A 20,695-nucleotide genomic window follows, 5' to 3' on the forward strand; every position below is an offset into this window, starting at 1 on the left:
TCGCCCCTTTGGATCAAACTAATTCAAAGGGGTGTTTTTATGTGACGGTTTGTCAAATTAAGCGCAACACTTCTTCGGAAAAGACCTCGTATGCAGTTTTCCAATCCAAACACTTTCTTGGGCGATTGTTGATTCTAGAAAGTGCGTATTCTAATTCTGTCTTGTTGATCATTCCAAAGTTGGTTCCCTTTGGGAAGAACTCACGGAGAAGACCATTGGCATTCTCATTGCTGCCACGTTGCTATGAAGAATAGGGATCCGCGAAGTACATCGGGATACCAAGAGAGTCCTGTATCCGTTCGTGACAGCTGAACTCCTTACCGCGATCCGTCGTCATGGTTTGAAACGCTCCCGATGGGAAAGAAGAGTAAAGTGTTCGGATGGCATGTTCCATCGAGTGAGAAGAACGATCGACCATCGGTAGTACGATATAGAACCGACTTTTACGTTCGATGAATGTCGCGACACATGCCTTTGTCTGCCCTCGTCCTGATACGACAGTATCCAACTCCCAGTGCCCGAACGTTTCTCGACCCCGGACGTCCGATGGACGTTTACTGATCGGAAGCCCGATGTTGAAGCGACCTCGTGTCTCACGTGGCTTTTGGCGCTTTCCTTTTTGTCGTAAGACGCCTAAATCGCTCTTGATGAATCCTTTATATATATGAATCCTTTATATATCCATCGATAGATTGTACTGTACGATGGTCCCTGTTCGTGAAAGAGCCGTCAGGCGATCTGTTCGGGAGACCATGTCTCTCGCAGTTTCGAAAGGATGCGTGAGCCAAGCGAAGCGCTGAACAGCGTGCGTGCTCCACAATTCTTTTTTTGCATCTCATAACGCCGTTCGGCGTTGATCGCATTGTAGGAGGGATTCCGTTTTAGTTCACGTGAAATCGTAGACGGCTGTCGACCGAGATGCTGAGCGATCTTTCACATTGAAAATCCAAGCTCTAGATAAGTTTCTATTTTGACTCTTTCTGATGTGGTAAGATGAACATAGCTCATAACGAATCCTCCGTTGAATTTTGTGTGGTAACTCTATTCTACACGAGGTTGTTATGGGTTTTTTTGTGTTTTCAGCTAGGTGTTGCACTTAATATTACAATTCGTCTAATGGTAAAACAGAAAAGCTTTTATTAGATTGGGGAATGCTACCGTTTCTAGCTATCCAGCACTCATATGTAGATGGAATAGTTAGCGAAAGTATTGCTCCTGCACCTACAGAAGAAATAGAAATAACGATTTATCCTAATCAAGTTAAATATTTTGAAAGTGAATGGAAGATTTTAAATACAGAAGAAAAGACTAAATCAACTGGTTTTAAATTTAAATACAGAAACCAGATTTATATATTGCCATTAATTGAAAGTATTCGAAGTATATTAGCACCCAATCGTTTTTTACTTTATCGTTTGCTAGAGATGAATAATTCTTTTTTAAATTATTTTATAGAAAGTCAGTGTGACAATCATCTTCATATTGATTTTAATTCTACGTATGAAAAGAAGTACACAAAAAACGATTTTTTATTTCAATTGTTATGGGTCATTACAAATCCTGATATACGTAATTTATATATGAATATTGGCTATACCTTTGTAGATACGGGAAAGCTGAAATTTGAATGGACGATAGATCAACCAATTGTTATTAAAGCTGTAATTAAAAAAAGAATGAGCAGTGATTTAATTCTAAGAATTCTTTCTGTGCGAAATAAAGAAATTCCGTATGATAAGGTATCTTTTACACATCCAGAATTCACAACAAAAGAGAAAAGTAGTGAAACGAAGAAACACACATTTGTAAAAAGTGATTCAGTAGAAGAACCATATGAACTTGATCATGAAGATGCAGGTGCTAGTGAAGAATTTGATTTGATTCCAATAGATAATCAATATCATGATTACACGAATTTACCTCAACTAAAAAAAATGACGACTAGCACAAGTAAACTTAGAGAAGACAAGAATGAACATACAAAGCAATTTAGGATAGAAGATACCAACAAGCGTACCGTCGCAGGTACGGGAGGAAATAGTTTAATAAGGGGAATCGAATTAATTGGTATACATGAAGCTTCAATGACGGGGGAACTAGGAGAGTTTATAAAAATATTAAACAAATTAAATGATTTTCCTGACGTTCAGACAGTCGACGTGGAAATTGAAGAGTTACCAACTTTTGAAGACAGTAGAAAGTTTAGTTTTTTAGATGATGGAATCACAAGAAGAAAATATGCTTTAGGAAGTGTTCAACTTTTTAATGGACATCATTATTTCATTGTGGAAATTGAACGTGAGTATAAATCTCTCGCGATGCTTATTTTAGAAGCCCAACAAAGAACTCGGTGGGATATCGTTATTGAGCAATTACTAGAGAATTTGGTCAAAGATAATGGTGCATGGTTGAAAGAATCGCTGAAAGAGGTTGAAGATAAGGGAGTGACTGTACAAAAGGCAAAGCATAGTAAGAAAAATTATGAACATAGGGCCAAATTATTATTATCTAAAATCATATAAATTAAAAAAATTGAATATATGTCGACGTCAAGTAGAAATTGACGTTTTCTGCTCGATTGATATTTACACTTCTGTTGAAAATAAATTCTTACGATTTCTCATGCGATGACTGTCGTCATCGCTATGAATCACTTCGACACGATGTAAGAGACGGTCTAATATTGCAGTTGTGATTCCTTGATCACCAATTAGTTCGCCCCATTGATCCGGACTTTTATTCGAGGTTAGAATAATTGAGCTTCGTTCATACAGATGATTGATAAGATGGAAGAATAGATTAGCTTCTCTCTGATCCATCGCCATATACATCAAATCGTCAACGATGACGAGATCGGATTCTCTCAAACGCTTTAGTTGAACTTTAGACTTATTAGAAAACTCCTCCGATTTCAATAAGTGAATCAACTCACCCATCGTAACGAAAAATACTCTGTATCCACGTTGGACAGCTTCTAATCCCAAGCCGACTGCTAAAAACGTTTTGCCGACGCCAGGCGGACCGAGTAGGATTAAGTTATAATGCTGCTCGAGCCAACTCAATTCGATCAACTGCTTCAATTGTCGGCCCGTCAGGGCCGTTTGTTCATCAATTTTAAATTCTGATAATGGCTTCAAAAAAGGGAAGCGAGCCCATTTCATACGTCTTTCTAAGCTCTTCGCTTCTCGTTTCTCCCGTTCATGACGTGTGATGGCTTCGAGAAACTCTAGATACGTCCAAGATGATTTCTCAGCTTCTCGTAAAATCTGTGGAAGCGCATCGGCGGTCTCCGCCAATCTCAACTGTCTGAACTGCTGTTGTAAGTCTGTCACGGTCTGATTCATCACACGTCTCCTCTCAAGATACTGACATACGTACTTAACGGACGTGTGTTCACTTGGATATCAGAAACATGTTTTCCGATGGAATGGACACGTGATTCCGCGATCGGACTCGTATTCGAACTCAGGTAACGTGCGACGTCTCGAAAGTCATTCGCGCTGTATAGCTTCTCCTGTGTACATTTCTCGAGTGACTGGTCCAATTGCGGACCATAGTCATGGATGACATTTTCGATGATCGCTAACTGCTCACGCTTGTAGCGCGGAAATTTTTTGCAGAGTTCTTCCAAGTAATGCGTGGCTTTTTCCTCATCCGTAAAGTGGCCGGTCAGATGTTGTTTAAGCTCGTCGATGCCATGTGAACGATCCCTTAGATGATGACGGCTCTGAATCAATTTCCCTCTTTCTGAACTGACGGGATGATCCGCAATCACTTTCCCTTCCGGCTGTGTCCGGATGAGCAGTCGGTTAGCGTCAGTCAACTCGATAAAGACGGTGTTGGCCGCATAGGAAGAATAGGTCCCGAGAGGGACTGAATAACGGTTGGAACGGTATCGAATCGTATTGTCCTTGCTAACGTTCCTTGCTATACTCGACACATGGGTACTTTCATATGAGAGTAACGAACGGACCGGTTGTAAGTGTTGTTTTTCGAAGGAGAACACTTCAGCTGGTCTTTTTTTCGTTGTCTGATGGACATTATGATTTCCTGTCCGTGCTAGCCACTGCGACGCCCGTCGATTCCAATCTTCGATGTTCGAATACACACGGCTATCCGCAAAGTTTCCTTTGATATACTTGACGACGTTCTCGATCATTCCTTTAGATTCTGGGTCCGCACGCCTGCACAAATGGACGTTGAATTTTCTTTGCTGCACATATTGTTGGAATTCAGAGGTCAATAGGAGTTCACCTGCATTTTCACTGACCGCAATCAGATGATCTTGATCGTAGACAATTTCGGTTGTCCGTCCGCCGTAAAACTGGAAGGCATTCTCATGACAACGTATAGCGTCTCGTGTCGTGAATGGTCTGTTCTGCCACTCCATATACTTCATGCGAGAGTGAGCGAGCACGAAAGCGATGAAGTATAACTTGATTTCTTTGTTACTCTTCGTTCTTTGCTTCGTTTCTCCCCAGTCAACTTGGAGTTGTTTTCCCATCGGTTGTTCAGGAATCGCCTCGTATTGGCGTACCTTCCGTTTTTTATCGATTTGATTTACTTCGCGTATTTCTCTGACATACGTCCTGACGGTGCTTCCACCGACTAGAAGTTCCGGATATCTTTCCAGTAACCAATCATGGATTTGAGCGCTGCTGAGGTGTGGGAACTCCTCTAACCAGGCTACTATCCAGTCTTTGTACGGATCCAACTTTTTGACCCTCGATTGCGATAACTCTTCTGAATGACTTTTCACTTCTTCGAAAGTCATGTTCAAATACTTATAGACCGTAGGTCTTGAGATTTTAAGTTCTTTTGCAATTTGAGCAATCTTAAATTTTTTTTGATATAACTGATGGATTTTGATATGTAGCATTAACTTTTCCTCCAACGTTTTTCCCTCCAGATCAAATAATGACAATCACTATTTTACTAGAGTTCTAAATAAATTGAGCAAAAGTGTAAAGCGTCATCGAGCAAAAACCGTCAACTAAATTCTAGCGGTTACAATATATTGTTATTTGCAATTTTTCATGCTGGAAAATTGATATAATAGGCATAGAAAATACATGGCTACAGGAGAAAACAACATGGCGACAGCAAACTTAGGATTTGAAGAAAAGTTATGGAAAATGGCAGATAAATTGCGAGGGTCAATGGATTCTGGCGAATATAAAAATGTGGTATTAGGGTTATTATTTTTAAAATACGTATCTGATGCATTTGAAGAAAAATATGCGGAGTTAAAAGCAGATGAATGGGCAGACGAGGAAGACCGTGATGAATATGTTGCGGAGAATATTTTCTTTGTACCAAAAGAAGCGCGTTGGTCATTCATTAAAGACAATGCAAAAAAACCCGAAGTAGGTCAATTAATTGATGCTGCAATGGTTGCAATTGAGAAAGAAAATCCATCATTAGTGGGGGTATTACCTAAATCATTTGCACGCCCAGAATTAGATAAAACACGCCTTGGCGAAACAATCGACTTATTTTCATTCAAGGTCGGTGATGAAGAGAGCCGTGAAAAGGATGTTATCGGTCGTGTTTACGAATATTTCTTAGGTAACTTTGCAAGCGCAGAGGGCAAGAATGGTGGCGAGTTCTACACACCATCTTCAGTCGTTCGCTTACTAGTTGAAATGCTAGAACCATACAAAGGCCGTGTATATGACCCTGCATGTGGCTCTGGTGGTATGTTTGTACAATCATCTAAATTCATTAAAGAACATCAAGGTCGTATTGATAACCTGTCTGTATATGGTCAAGAGTCTAATCCAACGACATGGAAACTTTGTAAAATGAACTTAGCAATTCGTGGGATTGATGCAAACTTAGGCCCACATCACGCAGATACATTTTTAAATGATCTACATAAAGGCTTAAAAGCTGACTACATTATGGCGAATCCACCATTCAATATTAAAGATTGGGGTGGCGATAAGCTACAAGATGATATGCGCTGGCAATATGGTATTCCTCCAGAAGGTAATGCCAACTATGCTTGGGTACAACATATGATTTCAAAATTAGCACCGGCTGGTGCAGCAGGTTTCGTTTTAGCGAATGGCTCGATGTCTTCTAACTCAGGTGGCGAAGGGGAAATTCGTAAAAACTTAATTGAAAATGACTTAGTGGAATGTATTGTTACACTACCAGGTCAGCTATTTTACTCAACGCAAATTCCTGTATGTTTATGGTTCGTATCGAAAAATAAAGTGAAGACAGGCAAACGTGAACGCAATAATAAAATTCTCTTTATTGATGCACGTAATTTAGGATTTATGGCAGATCGTACGCATAAAGAATTTAGTGATGAAGACATTCAAAAAATTGCTGGTACGTTCCATGCGTGGCGTGGTACGAATGAACAAGAATATACGGATGAATTAGGTTTTTGTAAAGAAGCAACAGTTGAAGAGGTACGAAATAACGATCATATTTTAACACCAGGACGTTATGTAGGTTTAGCAGAACAAGAAGATGATGGCGAACCATTTGAAGAAAAAATGGCACGTTTAACAAGTGAATTATCAGCGCAATTTGCAAAATCGAAAGAATTAGAAGAACAGATTCGTAAAGCATTAGGTGGTATTGGGTATGAGATTTAAATTAGAATGCTATGAATTACAAGAATTAATGAAAATAAAGTACGGAAAGAATCAAAAAAAAGTGGAAGATGAAAATGGTGAGTTTCCCATTCTCGGAACAGGTGGTGTGATGGGGTATGCTAATAAATTTTTATATGATAAGCCTTCTGTTTTGATTGGTAGAAAAGGTAGCATTAGTAAAGTTAAATATATCGATAAACCTTTTTGGACAGTAGATACATTATTTTATACTGAAATAAATGAAAATAAAGCGTTACCTCTATATATCTATTATTATCTTTCACAAATAGATTTTAATTATTATAACGAAGGTACTACCATACCTAGTCTTAGAACAGAAACTTTAAATAAAATCGAAATTTATTTACCAAATATTAAAGTTCAAAATAAAATAGTGGATTTCCTTTCAAATATCGATAAGGAAATCGAATTAAATACCAAAATTATATCTAATCTCGAACAACTTTCTCAAACTCTTTTCAAACACTGGTTCATCGACTTCGAATTTCCAAATGAAGAAGGAAAACCGTATAAATCAAGTGGTGGAGAAATGGAGGAAAGTGAGTTAGGGGAGATACCTAAAGCATGGGAAATTTACAATGTAAATGAATTTGCAAAAAGTATTTCTAATAGTATTAATAAAAAAGAAAAGCAATATGCAAAATTCCTTAACACCTCTGATGTGTTAGACGGAGAAATAGCTGATGTCGATTTTCTTCCTACTAAAAACATGCCGGGCCAAGCAAAAAAGTTAATTGAACAAAATGATATATTGTATAGCGAAATTCGTCCGAAAAATAAAAGATATGCATATATACAAATAGAAAATGCTGATGATTACGTTGTGTCTACAAAATTAATGGTATTGCGAACAAATGAAGAAATTCTTTCAAGTAAATTATTTTATATATGGTTAACTATGCAGAGCACTATCAATGAATTAAATCAGATTGCTGAAAGCAGATCAGGAACTTTCCCTCAGATTACATTTTCTATTCTTTCAAAGTTCAAATTAGCATTACCACCTAAAAATCTTATGGATGCTTTAACTGCTACTGTTACCCCATTATTAAATGAAATCTATGAATTAAGGTCAGAAAATAAAAAGTTAGTCGAACTCCGCGATATCCTACTCCCAAAACTATTATCGGGTGAAATCGAAATCCCTGATAATTTGGAGGTATAAGACATGTTTAAATACAATGAATCAGAGTTAGAAGGGGCAACACTGGAATGGTTAGAGGAACTAGGGTATGACATTGTGGAAGGTCCAGATATTGCACCGGATGGTGATAATCCAGAGCGTGATAGTTTTCAAGATGTTGTCTTAGTTGATCGTTTACGTGACGCTTTGCGAAAGATAAATCCAACACTTGCTGTAAAAATCATTGAAGAAGCTGTTCAAAAGATTGTGGCGAATGCTTCGCCAAATTTAATCTTGAATAATAAACAATTCCACAAGCTTGCGACGGATGGTATTGAGATACAAGTACAAGGAGAAGATGGTTATAATCCGACTGTTTCTGTCTATGTGTTTGATTTTGAAAATCCACAAAACAATGATTTTATGGCAGTTAATCAGTTTACGATTATTGAAGGACAATCAAATAAACGTCCCGATGTACTTGTCTTTGTTAATGGCTTACCTATTGTTGTGATGGAGCTCAAAAATGCGACAAATGAAGATGTTGATATTTCAGATGCATACAATCAAATCCAAACGTATAAACAAGCAATCCCTACACTATTCCGTTACAATGCCTTTTTGATTACGAGTGATGGTATTAATGCGCGTGTTGGCTCTCTTACTGCGAATGAAGAACGTTTTATGAAATGGCGTACGGTTGATGGTACTTCATTAGCCAGTCCTGCTGAACCGCAACTTGAAGTAATGATTAATGGAATGTTAGAACCTCGTCGATTACTGGATATTATTCAAAACTTTATTTTATTCCAATCAGATGGTGAAAACACATTCAAAATTTTAGCTGCCTATCACCAATATCATGCGGTGAATAAAGCAGTTGAAAAAGCACAAGTAGCAACTGCGGAAGATGGTGACCATAAGATTGGTGTCGTTTGGCATACGCAAGGTTCTGGTAAAAGTTTATCGATGGTGTTCTATGCAGGGAAACTGATTAAAGTGATGAATAACCCAACATTGGTGGTTTTAACAGACCGTAATGATTTAGATGATCAGCTGTATAAAACATTCTCGATGTCGGAGGATATTTTACGGCAATCACCAAGCCAAGCGCAGTCTAGTGATTCTTTACGTGAATTACTAAATGTAGAATCAGGAGGCATCATTTTTACGACATTACAAAAATTCTCACCTGATGAAGAAACAGGTGAGATGCCATGCTTAACAAACCGTACAAATGTTATTGTCATGGCTGATGAAGCACATCGTTCACAATATGGTTTCGGTGCAGCATTATCACAACAGAAAGATCACGAAGGTGAAGTGAAGTATGGCTATGCGAAATATGTTCGTGATGCATTGCCGAATGCTTCATTCATTGGATTTACTGGGACACCAGTAGAATCAACAGACCGTAATACACCAGCAGTATTTGGTGAATACATTGATGTGTATGATATGTCACAGGCTGTAGAAGATGGTGCGACAGTTAAGATTTTTTATGAGTCACGTGTTATTCCTTTAGAATTACCAGAGGGATTAGCAATTGATGGTGATTATGAAGATATTACAGAAGATCAAGAACTATCGACAAAAGAAAAACTAAAGTCAAAATGGTCCCGTTTAGAAGCAGTAGCTGGTGCTGGTTCGCGTGTCGAAAAAATGGCACAAGATTTAGTACATCACTATGAAGAACGTGGAAAAGCGATGTTTGGTAAATCAATGATTGTCGTCATGTCGCGTCGCATTGCGATTGATTTATATAAAGAAATTATTAAACTACGACCAGAATGGCATTCAGATGACGATGATAAAGGTGCTATTAAAATCGTTATGACAGGTTCATCTAGTGATCCTGTAGAATGGCAGCCGTTTATCGGTAATAAAAAGCGTCGCGAATTTTTAGCGCGTCGTATGAAGGATAATGATGACCCATTAAAAATCGTCATTGTGCGAGATATGTGGCTAACTGGATTTGACGTACCTTCAATGAATACGATGTATATTGATAAACCGATGAAAGGCCATAACTTAATGCAAGCTATCGCACGTGTAAACCGTGTGTTTAAAGATAAACCAGGTGGCTTAGTTGTTGATTATATTGGTATTGCAGATAATTTAAAACAGGCATTAAAGCAGTATACAGATAGTGACCGTGAAACAGCCGGGGTTGATACAGCTCTTGCAGTAGATGTCATGTTAGAAAAACATCAGCTTATTTTAGAATTGTTATACGGTCATGATTATTCAGGCTTTAAATCCGAAAAATCATCGCAACGGATTAAAGCAATTGTCAATACAATGGACTATGTCATTGGACTAGGTGAAGAAGAAAAGAAACGCTTTTTAGATACCGTAACGGAATTATCGAAAGCATATGCTTTATGTGCGACGACACAAGAGGCAGAGGAATTAAACGATGAAATTGGTTTCTTTAAAGCTGTAAAAGCGAGTATTGTGAAAACAATCGGTGATGGTAGCAAAAAGAAAACAGCTACTCAAATGGATGCACAAATTAATCAATTGATTTCAAAATCGGTTATCTCTGAAGATGTTATTGATATTTATAAAGAGCTTGGACTAGAGAATCCCGATATTTCGATTTTATCCGATCAATTTTTAGAAGATGTTCGAGCGTTACCACAAAAGAATTTAGCAGTAGAATTACTGAATCGTTTATTGAATGGCAAAGTGAAAAATGTGCAGCGTAGTAACTTAATCAAGGCGCGCAAGTTCTCGGAAATGTTAGCGAACTCACTAAACAAATATAATAAACGCACAATTGAAACGTCTAAAGTTATTGAGGAATTAATTGAATTAGCGAAGGAAATGGACGGGGCTTATAAACGTGGAGAAGATAATGGCATGGTCATGGAAGAAGTCGCATTCTATGACGCATTAGCTTCACATGATACAGCCGAACAAGTTTTAGGGGATGATACGTTAAAAATCATCGCCCATGAATTAACTCAGTCCATCAAAGAAAATATGAGTATTGACTGGAATCTACGTGACTCTGCACGCGCAAAAATGCGTGTGATGGTCAAACGATTACTGAAGAAATACGGCTACCCGCCAGAAATCAGTAAGCAAGCAGTTGAAACAGTAATTGAACAAGCAGAGCTAATGTCAGAACAGTTGGCGTTGGAGTTATAAAGTTAGAAGGTCATTAATGTAGTATTAAATAAATACTTACAATAATGATTTTTTTGGAGGGTAGATATGCAGAAAATTATATATTTTGATGAAGGATCAGCAACAGATATTTTACAAATTGAATATGGTGGAGAACTAATTTCAGTTGATGAGGACAAGGGTACATTCCATTTTGGAGGTAAAGCAGAAGTGTCAGCGGAAGTAGGTGCAGGTACTAGTTTCTTTACAGCAATCAAAGCGGCTTTTAGTACAAAGGTAAGTACTGATATATCTAATTCAAAGGATTCGCTTGTTAGCAAAACTATTTCTAATACTATATTGGCTGATTTTTATAAACTAAGTAATAAGTTAAAAGAAGAAAATAAAATATCAATTTTTGAGAATTACAAAATTAGACCTATAAAGAATTCTTTTGCATTTTTAAAAATGTACACTCCTTATATGAAGATAATAAAAGAAGGTTCACCATTACTAGCAGAAATGGACGATTTTGATATTCTTAATTTTGATGAGATATTAGAAAGTGCAAAAGGATATTATGAATTACTTGCGTATAAAGATGAAAAAAAAGTAATATTTAGATTTAATATTAAAGAGTTTAAAAATGCTTATAGTTTAATGGATTTATTGAGAATGCAGCTTAATTATTATGCAGTTGAAGTGGGATTAGCAAAAGAAAAAGAATTTAATATTGAAAATGAAATGGACATTGATTCGCAATCTACTAGAATTACAGCGAGTGAAATTTTAGAAGGTGGACAAAATAATTCGGAAGAAACTTTAAAAGTTTATGATGTTATTTTAGCCGGTGTGGAGGCAAAAATAATTGAAGATTAGTATTTTTAATGGTCCTAAAAAGGAATTTGACAAGATAATACCTAAAGAAAACTATTTAACTCTTGCAATGTTAGTTAGACTAATTGATTCAAAAGAGAGTTCAACGGAGGATTTGCTAAATCAGTATGATTTTCTTGTAATACATTCGGATGAGTATGCAGGTGTAGCAGATTTTTTTATTGAAGGATTTTTAATTTATAGTTTATTATTTGCTGAAAAATTAGGTTATGATGAGATACATCTTCATAATCCACCAGCAAAAATATTACATCAGATAGAAATTTCCAAAAACAACTTAGATGTTACAGTATGCAATCATGAATATAAAAAAATAAAGATAGAGCATTTGAAATCTATAAAAAATGATTTTGATAAAGTTATTTATGGACAACAAAATGTGAAAAACGAACTTTTAACTTCATTATATAGTTTAACAAATGAAGGGACAAAAAAGCCTACAGTGATTATGTTTTATGGTCCAACAAGTGTTGGGAAAACCGAAACAGCTAAGTTTGTAAATAAGGTTATAAATTCAAATAAAACTTTGTTTAGAAAACAATTATCTATGTTTCATAGCGAAAATTTTATGAATTATATATTTGGGGATAAAAGTAGTTCTTTCGCTAAAGATTTATTAGATAGAGAAACAAATGTTATTTTATTAGATGAGTTTGACAAAGCACATCCTATGTTTTATAGCGCATTTTATCAATTGTTTGATGAAGGAGTATATACCGATAAATTTTATGATGTGAATTTAGAAAATATTGTTATATTTTGCACTTCTAACTATTTAAATGAAAATGAAATAAGGAAAAACCTGGGGGATCCGATATATTCTAGATTTGATCATTTTATTAAATTTGAAGAACTTAATAGGGCAGCTAAAGAAGAAATTATTGATAGCGTGTATGCAGAAGAACTAATCAAATACAATAAAGAGGATCAAAAGCTGATTAATGAACAAAACATAAAAAATAAATTAAAGGAACGATCATCAGCGTTAAATAATGCAAGAGAAATCAGGAAAATTATGATTCAAGTAATGTCACATATACTTATTGAAAAACTTTAAATATAATTTTGAAATTTTTGATTATAAAAATAAAAGTGGGTGAAATTATGAATGAAAGCCAATTTTTGAGAACAATGATAGAGACTTTAAAATGGGATGGAGAAGACTACGAGCATAGAGAAAAAATACTTAGCATTTTACGTTATGCCGAGATAGATTTTGAAAAGACAACAAATTTCACCAGAAAATCTTATCAGTATTATGAAAATATAATCATTAGAATAAGAATACCGATGTTGAAAGAAGCAAAAAGATTAATTGAATCTTTTAGAAAGTTAGTATCTTATATTTATAGAGAGACAGAAGAATATGCTTTAGGAAGTGTGCTTATTAAGCCTAAACCTGTTGAAGGGCAAGATATTGATAGAAATGAACATTCTGTTGCGTTTGAAGAAATCCGAGAAGAAATTATACAAGGTATACGAATTGCAAAATATGTTATTTGGGCGTCTATTGCATGGTTTACAGACAGAGTAATTTACGAAGAGCTTTTATCTAAGAAAAAAGAAGGAATACAGATTAGAATTGTGACTTCAGACGTGTCTAACAATGATAGATTAAAAAACGAATTAATACGTGACTTCAATGCTTTATTTGTACCTGGATTTGGAGCTTATGGATATAATCTTGTACATAATAAATTTTGCATTGTGGATTTCGAATTTGTAATGCATGGCTCGTATAATTGGACCTATGCTGCTGAGTATAATGATGAAACTTGGATTACTTCAATAGATAAAGAACTTGTTGCCGAATTTGCGGAAGAATTTAAGAAACTATATATAAAATATCTTTAGTTTAAATTTGTATACATTAAGATTTTAATCAATCTTTTTTATAAAAACAAAATGTCTTAAATAGGAAACCCACGCATTTTGATCAAACTTTGTTCAAAACGTGTGGGTTTCTTCTATATATAAAACCAACGTTTGCCACATCCTTTTAATCAAACTTTATTCCAAACCAACACGATAGGCGCGAAAGTGTCTGCCGTTTGGGGTTTTTTATATAGGAGGACAACAAGATGAATCGATGGATCGCCGCATTTCCTAAACGATATGAACAGGACGTCCGAATCGTCCAAGCGTGTCTACCGTTTGCTTGGACGCGTTTATCACCCGGGGCGATCGAAGTAAATACAGAGCACGACCAGATACAGATTCCGACTCGCTTATATGTACCAGAGGTTGACTCGGAGCGGATTAAACAACTGACGTCGACTCAAAAAACGATGTTATTTTGCCTTTACACCCGTCACCATGATGGTCACATCCGTGAACGTTATCTCCGTCAGTTACTCAAAACAAATCAACAAGATGAATGGATACTCATCTATATTCTTGAACTTGCTAGTGAATACGTCTGTGAAATCGTTGATATCATCGTACCCGCAATCGAGCAATGGGATCTGGAAGTGAAGCGGCGATTCGTCTCCAATGATCCGGCATACATGAAGCGGATCGAAGACCGGATGATCAGTTACTGGAATGCTTATTACCGCTCAAATAGCGAACGACGATCTGAAGCGAACTACCCTGGCTTTCAGATTATAAAATCGTTACGGGAGAATACTTCGGTGGAGGAAGTGTGAAGAGATAAAAAGGAGATGCGCGCATGATCACAAAATCAAAGGATCTGTACTTAGAAGGACCCGGACCTGCTGTTTTGCTGTTACATAGCTTTACCGGGAGTGCGAACGAGATGCGGGGACTAGCTCGTTTTTTACATGCAGCCGGCTATACCTGTTACGCGCCTAATTATGCTGGGCACGGGGAATCGCCGGAGCGCTTGTTTGCGACGACGATCGAAGACGTCTGGCAGTCCGCGCAAGACGGATGCGCCTTTTTACATGAGCAAGGGCACAAAGACTTCTTTTTGATTGGGCAATCACTCGGTGGGGTGATGGCTCTTCGACTGGCAGAACAGTCAGGATGTGCCGGACTCATCATACTCTCGACGCCGATTCTTGAGCGGACGATTGCCGGACTCGAGCACCGCGTCCTTCGTTATACGGAACGGTATTTTCAATTTGACGATCGTTCGCCGGAGTGGATCGCAGACTTTGTCGACCGTCATTTTCCACGCCCAGAAAAAGACTTACGAGCACTGCAACAGTTCATCCTCGACACAGGAGTCGTCTTGCCGAAGATCACACAGCCCATCGCTCTATTCCTTGGCGCCTTAGATGATGCCGTCTATCATGCAAGTCTCGAGCGAATCGAAACGACAGTGCCGAGCCGAGATCAGAAAAAGGTCCTTCTTCCGAACAGTAAACATCTACTGACACTCGATCGGGATAAACAACGTTTGTTCGAAGAAATCCTCATCTTCTTGAAGACGCATCCGGTAGAATCCTTGAAACCATCATCTGCTGTGCAGTAGGCTAAATAGGTAAGCGATACGTGAAAGGGGAAGGGATCATGCGAATTTTAGTAGTAGGAGCAAGCGGAACGATTGGGCAGGCAGTCGTCGAACGGTTGAGTGAGCGTCATGACATCATTCGTGCCGGACGAAGCGGAGCGGATGTGCAAGTCGACATCACATCAGAAGAAAGCATTCGGGCGATGTATGAAACAGTCGGTTCTGTTGATGCTGTTATCAGTGCCACAGGTGGCGCTCATTTTGGTCCATTGCCGGACTTAACACCGGAGCTTAATCAAATTGGAATCGACAGTAAACTAAAAGGTCAGGTCAATCTGGTCCTACTTGGTTTACCGTCAGTACGAGACGGAGGAAGCTTTACGCTGACGACCGGCATCATGATGGACGATCCGATTCGCCAAGGCGCATCTGCTGCTCTTGCGAACGGTGGGGTTAAAGCGTTCGTTCATGCAGCAGCAATCGAGATGCCACGAGGTATTCGAATCAACAGCGTCAGTCCGAACGTACTGATTGAGTCGCTCGAGAAGTACGGACCCTTCTTCCGTGGTTTTGAAGCCGTTCCGGCGTCACGTGTCGCGACCGCGTTCGAAAAGAGTGTCGAAGGGGCGCAGACGGGGCAAAATTACGAAGTCTATTAAATAAAAAAGCAGGTAGCGAAAATAAACTGTACCCTGAGTAGTAGACACTAAAAAAAAGTCTACTGCTCAGGGTTTTTGTGTACACTGGACTAAATCATATTGGGAGTGAATTCGAGTGTCGAAGAAGATGTTTACGTCAAAAGAAATAGATGCGCTAGCCGCAAATCCTTACGTTAAATCTGTGAGCCCGAAAGGGATCACGTATACAGATGAGTTCAAGGAACTCTTTATAGCACAGACGTTGGAAGGGAAGTTCCCTGTGGAAATCTTCCGGGGATGTGGATTCGATGTGGAGGTACTCGGTGAACGGCGTATGAGTTCTTGTAAAAATCGCTGGACACGGGCTTACCGAAAAGATGGGGTAATGGGGCTACGCGATACACGATCAAGTAATTCAGGAAGGTGGAGAGATAGAGAACTGTCTACAGAAGAACGGTACGCGAAGCTCGAGGCCGAAAACAAGCTGTTGAAAGCAGAGGTCGAACTATTAAAGGAGATCCGCCTGGCGGAAGGGAGAGGAAAGCTGGACTAAGCACATCGCAAAAATATGAGCTGATTCAAGGTGTCATCATCAAGCACAAAATGAAGGGGATGGTCAGCCATCTCTGTCAGGTGGCCGGGGTGTCACGTCAGGGATACCACGCCTATTTCTCGGAACGGAGGAGACAGATCAGACAGGAGCGCGAATCGAGAGACATGGCTCTTCGTGACTTCGTTCTGAAGGCGTTCCACTTCAAGAAGCGCAAGAAGGGTGCTAGGCAGATCAAGATGGTGCTGTCTGGTCATTTCGGTGTGACGATGAACCTGAAGTGCATCCGACGTATCATGCGGAAATACAACATCGTGTGTCCAATCCGTAAGGCGAAACCATACAAACGGCTCATTAAGGCGACCGCCGAGCACCGGGTGGTGCCGAACCACCTCAAACGCGAGTTCAAACAGGGCACGCCCTATAAGGTGCTTCTCACCGATATCACCTACATATTTTACGGGAACGGTAAGCGGGCCTATCTTTCGACCATCGTGGATGGTTCGACCAATGAGGTATTGGCGCATCAACTCTCTGAGAACATCAATCTCGACATTGTATTGGACACGTTGAAGCGTTTACGGAAGAACCGGAGGATTCGCTTGGACAAGGACGCATTCATCCATTCAGATCAAGGAGGGCACTACACGAGCCCGACCTACCAGAAAGAGGTGAAGCGTATGAAGCTAGGTCAATCCATGTCCCGACGGGGCAACTGTTGGGATAACGCTGTCCAGGAATCATTCTTTGGGCATTTCAAGGATATCGTCGAGTTAAAGGCCTGTACCACGTTCGATTCACTACAGCGTGAAATCCGAAAAGCCATTAACTATTACAACCATCATCGTTATCAATGGAACATGAAAAAGATGACTCCCGTACAGTACAGGAATCATCTCCTTGAAGCAGCATAAGTTTTTTTATTAATGTCCTTTACATGGGGTACAGATTAAAAAATCGCTATCTGCTTTTTTTACAGACCGGATAGGACATAACGTTCGATCCCGAATAGTAATAGAGTGATCCCGAGACAAATGAGTAAGTTGCGTACGAACCAGCGACCTGTCATCGTCCGGTTCATGATCAGTTTCTCCAGTGTCAGATTGACGAGAAGCACACATAAGAAGATGACGCCAAACCAAATCATCCAGACACATCCTTTCCTTCTTCTTAACGAATCCAACAGCTAAAAGGTTTCGCGTCTGTCAGGAGCAGGAAATCATTCAGATGAACGGGAAGGAAACAAGCAGTCGATTTTACAAGGAGGAACATGACGATGAAACAAGCGGTGCTAGTGATTGATTTTCAACAGGAACTTGTTGACGGGAACACGGAAGAACGTCCGGTATACTTAAAAGAACAAGTCGCGCATGTCATCGAAGCGGTCGTACTCGAAGCAGACGATCGGAACATCCCGGTCGTTTTCATTCGGGATCTGGACGTCGCTGGCGGAACAGGACCCGGGTTTGCAGTCCATGACTCGATTCCCGTTCCAGCGTCCAGTGTCACGTTCGATAAAGCGGCGACGAATGCGTTTCATGGCACCCCCTTGCTCGATCATCTACAGCAAGCATCGATTGAACATCTGATCGTCTTAGGCTGTAAGACGGAACACTGCATCGATACCGCGGTGCGCAGTGCGACGGTGCACGGCTTTGATGTCACACTCGTCGCCGACGGGCATACGACGAACGGCTCCGATGTCCTGACGCCGGAGCAAATGATCGCCCACCACAATCAAGTCTTGCATGGTCATTATAACGTCGAACACTTTGCGATCGTTCGTCCGTCAACGGAAGATGTCTTCACCCCAACCCACAATGACTACCGGACATGAAGAGGAGAATAAGATGATTGAATTACGAAAAATGACAGCGTCCGATTACGATCGCTACGCAATGCTCGTTCAAGACGATCGTGTCATGCGTTACATCACGGAACAGGCATTAACAGACGCAGAAACGAAACAACGCTTTGAGCGAATCCTTGAACAACAGCAGCACGACCGACTCGGATCGTATTTGATTTATGCCGAAGAGACATGGATTGGAATCGGGCACATGACCCGAAGTCAAACGCAACCGTTCGAAGCAGAGCTCGGTTACATGCTACTACCCGATCAGTGGGGACGCGGATACGGCACAGCGATTGCAGAGCGTCTCTTACAGTTAGCGACAGAAGAAGAGCTACAGGTCGTCACGGCGACGATTGATCCAGCACATGAAGCGTCGCGCCGTATTTTGATCGGATTAGGTTTTGAATCGACCTATGTTGGACCGATTGACGGTCTACCAGGTGAAACGCTACAGAAAATAGTGGGAACGACGGAATGACGCGAGACGAATGGATTGAACATTTTCAACTCGACGTCGCAGCATGCGCGACTGTCGACGAATCGTATAGTTCTGAAGTCGATCGTCTCATCCTAACGGATGGTCAGGTCGTCTTCTTGAAGCGCCCGTATACGGCTGAAAAGTGGTACCGGGAACGTGGCTGGATTCATGCACTAGAAGAATTTGTACCCGTGCCGCACATCTTAGCTGAAGCAGCTCCCGGGCAGACGACCGGGGCGTTCGTACTTGCTGCCTTACCGGGACAGGCACCGGTCACGATGACTAAAAAATTGGCGTACGAAATTGGTCGAACGCTCGCAATGCTGCATACGTGTACAGGAGAAGCTTACGGCGAGTATACGGAAGATGGATTTTATGCCTATCCGGTTCAGGACTGGCGACGCTTCCGGAATGAAAAACTCGATGGATTCATGCCGTTCATCACGTCCGAACTCGACCCCGTTTTTTTAGAGAACATCCAAACAGAGTTAGTCAGACGAGAACAGTCGTTACCGGAGCCGTCACGTCCCGTTGCCACACATTGTGACTTCCGCCTAGCAAATTTACTGACGGTAGGTGATCAAGTCACAGGGGTGATCGATTTCGAGACGACCCGCTACGGGGCCGTCGAGATGGACTTCACGAAGATCGTCCGTAATCTCAATACGTTCGATTCCATTTACGTAACGGCATTTCAAGAAGGATACGCGACGCTACACCCAGACGTGCCAATCGAGACGTATTTGGCATACTATCGTTTGTGGGAAGCACTCACGGCCGTCGGGTGGTGCATCAAACGTGGACTAGAAGAGCACCAGGCGTTCTTTGAGGAGAACATCGTGCTCATCAAGCAGGAATTACAGACGACGAGCATATCGGACGGGTATTGATTCACCCATGTCTTGGAAGAAACCTCTATACTTAGGGAAATGAGGAATATGAGGGGGAAGTAAGATGACAGGGAAACGAATCGGAATCATCGGCGGTGGACTCGCCGGGATTTTTGCGGCACGTCAATTGCAGGCAGCAGGACATGCTGTTGAAATCATCGAAAAAAGCCAGAGCGTCGGGGGGCGAATGGCGACTCGTCGGATTGATGAAGGAACAGCTGATCATGGTGCCGTCTTCTTCACGGTTCGGACGGAAGAGTTGGGACACGAAGTCGACGGATGGCTTCAGAAGGGATGGGTTCGTAAGTGGTTTGGAACGGATTTTCCACGCTATGTCGCGACGAACGGCATGAATCAACTCGTACAAGCGATTGGTCGAGGGATTCCCGTCCAGTTGAATGAACAGGTCACGCATATTACGGCAATGGAGGACGAACTCGTCACACAAGCGACGGATCATCAAGGTGTGTATGATGCGTTACTTGTGACGGCGCCTGTACCGCAAGCATATGAACTGTTGCAGGCTTCTGATCTGGCGCTCGGAGAGGACGATCATGAGCAGTTACGCCAAGTGACGTTCGAGCCGACATTCGTGGGTCTGTTTGAAATCGAAGAGCGACTGACGATCGGGGAAGTTGGCTTACAAGACGAACAACTCGTCGATGGGATGTTAAAGCTCGTCAATAATGCCGAGAAACAGATTTCGAAGACGACACTCCTGAGCGTCTATATGACAGCTCGCTTCAGTGAAGACTGGTACGAGCGCCCAGAAGAAGAGACACTCGCGGAAGTCGAGCATCTGTTACAACAGCAACTCGGACCAGTGACGATTATCTCCCGCCAGCTCAAGCGTTGGCGTTACGCTCAGGCACGCGCAGTTTACCGGACACCGCATTTGAAACTGTCGTCACATCCACTTTGGCTTGCTGGTGATGCGTTCCTTGAAGCCGATGATGCATCAGGGCGGACGCGCGTCGAGAGTGCTGTCATCTCCGGATTACGCGTCGCAGAAGCGATCGACACCCACTTACGTCAGACGGTGACAGCAACGGAATGAGAACGACAACATGCATTTCTTTTCTGAATCGAGAAGAAGC

At 40.6% G+C, this 20,695-nt stretch carries 18 protein-coding genes and 1 pseudogene; 15 read left to right on the top strand and 4 right to left on the bottom strand.

Annotated elements, in window-relative coordinates; translation table 11 throughout:
• Window positions 1–52 precede the first annotated feature (52 nt).
• Window positions 53–1,008 (bottom strand): annotated as a pseudogene (locus tag MKY22_RS00995) (IS30 family transposase).
• A 143-nt stretch (window positions 1,009–1,151) separates the two neighbouring features.
• On the opposite strand from MKY22_RS00995, the gene MKY22_RS01000 reads away from it, so the two are divergent.
• Window positions 1,152–2,522 (top strand): Tn7-like element transposition protein TnsE, encoded by a 1,371-nt coding sequence (locus MKY22_RS01000; RefSeq protein WP_341085901.1) that lies wholly within the window; start codon window positions 1,152–1,154, stop codon window positions 2,520–2,522.
• 63 nt (window positions 2,523–2,585) lie between these two features.
• Here MKY22_RS01000 and istB read toward each other — a convergent pair whose 3' ends face one another.
• Entirely contained in the window at window positions 2,586–3,344 is a 759-nt protein-coding gene (gene istB / locus MKY22_RS01005; RefSeq protein ID WP_341085887.1) for an IS21-like element helper ATPase IstB, read from the bottom strand.
• The gene (istA, locus tag MKY22_RS01010) at window positions 3,344–4,879 is read right to left on the bottom strand and encodes an IS21 family transposase (RefSeq protein WP_341085885.1); all 1,536 of its coding nucleotides are present in this window, start codon (window positions 4,877–4,879) and stop codon (window positions 3,344–3,346) included. The genes istB and istA overlap by 1 nt, the downstream gene beginning before the upstream one ends.
• A 214-nt stretch (window positions 4,880–5,093) precedes the next feature.
• Here istA and MKY22_RS01015 point away from each other — a divergent pair, with 214 nt between their 5' ends.
• The 10 genes from MKY22_RS01015 to MKY22_RS01060 all read left to right on the top strand — a co-directional run bounded on the left by MKY22_RS01015 (window position 5,094) and on the right by MKY22_RS01060 (window position 17,289).
• Window positions 5,094–6,614 carry a class I SAM-dependent DNA methyltransferase gene (locus MKY22_RS01015; RefSeq protein ID WP_341085902.1) on the top strand — a complete coding sequence of 507 codons (1,521 nt, stop codon included), beginning with the start codon at window positions 5,094–5,096 and terminating at the stop codon, window positions 6,612–6,614.
• Complete coding sequence (locus MKY22_RS01020; protein ID WP_341085903.1) at window positions 6,604–7,800, top strand: restriction endonuclease subunit S; 1,197 nt, start codon at window positions 6,604–6,606, stop codon at window positions 7,798–7,800. The genes MKY22_RS01015 and MKY22_RS01020 overlap by 11 nt, the downstream gene beginning before the upstream one ends.
• Before the next feature lie 3 nt (window positions 7,801–7,803).
• Window positions 7,804–10,914 carry a type I restriction endonuclease subunit R gene (locus tag MKY22_RS01025; protein WP_341085904.1) on the top strand — a complete coding sequence of 1,037 codons (3,111 nt, stop codon included), beginning with the start codon at window positions 7,804–7,806 and terminating at the stop codon, window positions 10,912–10,914.
• Between the two features lie 66 nt (window positions 10,915–10,980).
• Window positions 10,981–11,751 carry a DUF6414 family protein gene (locus MKY22_RS01030; protein ID WP_341085905.1) on the top strand — a complete coding sequence of 257 codons (771 nt, stop codon included), beginning with the start codon at window positions 10,981–10,983 and terminating at the stop codon, window positions 11,749–11,751.
• On the top strand, window positions 11,741–12,826 hold the full coding sequence (locus MKY22_RS01035; RefSeq protein ID WP_341085907.1) for an AAA family ATPase: 1,086 nt from the start codon (window positions 11,741–11,743) through the stop codon (window positions 12,824–12,826). The genes MKY22_RS01030 and MKY22_RS01035 overlap by 11 nt, the downstream gene beginning before the upstream one ends.
• 47 nt (window positions 12,827–12,873) lie before the next feature.
• The gene (locus MKY22_RS01040) at window positions 12,874–13,623 is read left to right on the top strand and encodes a phospholipase D-like domain-containing protein (RefSeq protein ID WP_341085909.1); all 750 of its coding nucleotides are present in this window, start codon (window positions 12,874–12,876) and stop codon (window positions 13,621–13,623) included.
• A 227-nt stretch (window positions 13,624–13,850) separates the two neighbouring features.
• Window positions 13,851–14,417 carry a hypothetical protein gene (locus MKY22_RS01045; RefSeq protein WP_341085910.1) on the top strand — a complete coding sequence of 189 codons (567 nt, stop codon included), beginning with the start codon at window positions 13,851–13,853 and terminating at the stop codon, window positions 14,415–14,417.
• Between the two features lie 23 nt (window positions 14,418–14,440).
• Entirely contained in the window at window positions 14,441–15,208 is a 768-nt protein-coding gene (locus tag MKY22_RS01050; protein ID WP_214728930.1) for an alpha/beta hydrolase, read from the top strand.
• A gap of 38 nt (window positions 15,209–15,246) precedes the next feature.
• On the top strand, window positions 15,247–15,846 hold the full coding sequence (locus tag MKY22_RS01055) for a short chain dehydrogenase (RefSeq protein WP_341085915.1): 600 nt from the start codon (window positions 15,247–15,249) through the stop codon (window positions 15,844–15,846).
• Window positions 15,847–15,961: 115 nt separating this feature from the next.
• A protein-coding gene (locus tag MKY22_RS01060; protein WP_341085916.1) for an IS3 family transposase occupies window positions 15,962–17,289 on the top strand; the annotation gives its coding sequence in 2 pieces (ribosomal slippage) (window positions 15,962–16,361 and window positions 16,361–17,289; 1,329 coding nt in all).
• Between the two features lie 59 nt (window positions 17,290–17,348).
• On the opposite strand, the gene MKY22_RS01065 is transcribed toward MKY22_RS01060, so the two are convergent.
• Window positions 17,349–17,522: a hypothetical protein gene (locus tag MKY22_RS01065; RefSeq protein WP_023466676.1), complete on the bottom strand. Its 174-nt coding sequence runs from the start codon at window positions 17,520–17,522 to the stop codon at window positions 17,349–17,351.
• A 129-nt stretch (window positions 17,523–17,651) separates the two neighbouring features.
• Between MKY22_RS01065 and MKY22_RS01070 the strand changes: the two genes are divergently transcribed.
• The 4 genes from MKY22_RS01070 (at window position 17,652) to MKY22_RS01085 (ending at window position 20,655) form a co-directional block, all read left to right on the top strand.
• Window positions 17,652–18,212 (top strand): isochorismatase family protein, encoded by a 561-nt coding sequence (locus tag MKY22_RS01070; protein WP_341090043.1) that lies wholly within the window; start codon window positions 17,652–17,654, stop codon window positions 18,210–18,212.
• A gap of 13 nt (window positions 18,213–18,225) precedes the next feature.
• Window positions 18,226–18,708 (top strand): GNAT family N-acetyltransferase, encoded by a 483-nt coding sequence (locus MKY22_RS01075; protein ID WP_214856328.1) that lies wholly within the window; start codon window positions 18,226–18,228, stop codon window positions 18,706–18,708.
• Entirely contained in the window at window positions 18,705–19,598 is an 894-nt protein-coding gene (locus MKY22_RS01080; protein ID WP_341085920.1) for a phosphotransferase family protein, read from the top strand. The genes MKY22_RS01075 and MKY22_RS01080 overlap by 4 nt, the downstream gene beginning before the upstream one ends.
• 64 nt (window positions 19,599–19,662) lie before the next feature.
• Window positions 19,663–20,655 (top strand): NAD(P)/FAD-dependent oxidoreductase, encoded by a 993-nt coding sequence (locus MKY22_RS01085; RefSeq protein ID WP_341085921.1) that lies wholly within the window; start codon window positions 19,663–19,665, stop codon window positions 20,653–20,655.
• Window positions 20,656–20,695 lie beyond the last annotated feature (40 nt).

This window comes from Exiguobacterium sp. FSL W8-0210 (assembly GCF_038006045.1).
Taxonomy (GTDB): Bacteria; Bacillota; Bacilli; order Exiguobacteriales; family Exiguobacteriaceae; genus Exiguobacterium_A.

What these genes read in the sequence shown, in the direction of transcription:
- MKY22_RS01000 (WP_341085901.1), top strand. Translation starts at nt 1,152, where the DNA reads ATGCTACCGTTTCTAGCTATCCAGCACTCATATGTAGATGGAATAGTT.
- istB (WP_341085887.1), bottom strand. Translation starts at nt 3,344, where the DNA reads ATGAATCAGACCGTGACAGACTTACAACAGCAGTTCAGACAGTTGAGA.
- istA (WP_341085885.1), bottom strand. Translation starts at nt 4,879, where the DNA reads ATGCTACATATCAAAATCCATCAGTTATATCAAAAAAAATTTAAGATT.
- MKY22_RS01015 (WP_341085902.1), top strand. Translation starts at nt 5,094, where the DNA reads ATGGCGACAGCAAACTTAGGATTTGAAGAAAAGTTATGGAAAATGGCA.
- MKY22_RS01020 (WP_341085903.1), top strand. Translation starts at nt 6,604, where the DNA reads ATGAGATTTAAATTAGAATGCTATGAATTACAAGAATTAATGAAAATA.
- MKY22_RS01025 (WP_341085904.1), top strand. Translation starts at nt 7,804, where the DNA reads ATGTTTAAATACAATGAATCAGAGTTAGAAGGGGCAACACTGGAATGG.
- MKY22_RS01030 (WP_341085905.1), top strand. Translation starts at nt 10,981, where the DNA reads ATGCAGAAAATTATATATTTTGATGAAGGATCAGCAACAGATATTTTA.
- MKY22_RS01040 (WP_341085909.1), top strand. Translation starts at nt 12,874, where the DNA reads ATGAATGAAAGCCAATTTTTGAGAACAATGATAGAGACTTTAAAATGG.
- MKY22_RS01045 (WP_341085910.1), top strand. Translation starts at nt 13,851, where the DNA reads ATGAATCGATGGATCGCCGCATTTCCTAAACGATATGAACAGGACGTC.
- MKY22_RS01050 (WP_214728930.1), top strand. Translation starts at nt 14,441, where the DNA reads ATGATCACAAAATCAAAGGATCTGTACTTAGAAGGACCCGGACCTGCT.
- MKY22_RS01055 (WP_341085915.1), top strand. Translation starts at nt 15,247, where the DNA reads ATGCGAATTTTAGTAGTAGGAGCAAGCGGAACGATTGGGCAGGCAGTC.
- MKY22_RS01065 (WP_023466676.1), bottom strand. Translation starts at nt 17,522, where the DNA reads ATGATTTGGTTTGGCGTCATCTTCTTATGTGTGCTTCTCGTCAATCTG.
- MKY22_RS01070 (WP_341090043.1), top strand. Translation starts at nt 17,652, where the DNA reads ATGAAACAAGCGGTGCTAGTGATTGATTTTCAACAGGAACTTGTTGAC.
- MKY22_RS01075 (WP_214856328.1), top strand. Translation starts at nt 18,226, where the DNA reads ATGATTGAATTACGAAAAATGACAGCGTCCGATTACGATCGCTACGCA.
- MKY22_RS01080 (WP_341085920.1), top strand. Translation starts at nt 18,705, where the DNA reads ATGACGCGAGACGAATGGATTGAACATTTTCAACTCGACGTCGCAGCA.
- MKY22_RS01085 (WP_341085921.1), top strand. Translation starts at nt 19,663, where the DNA reads ATGACAGGGAAACGAATCGGAATCATCGGCGGTGGACTCGCCGGGATT.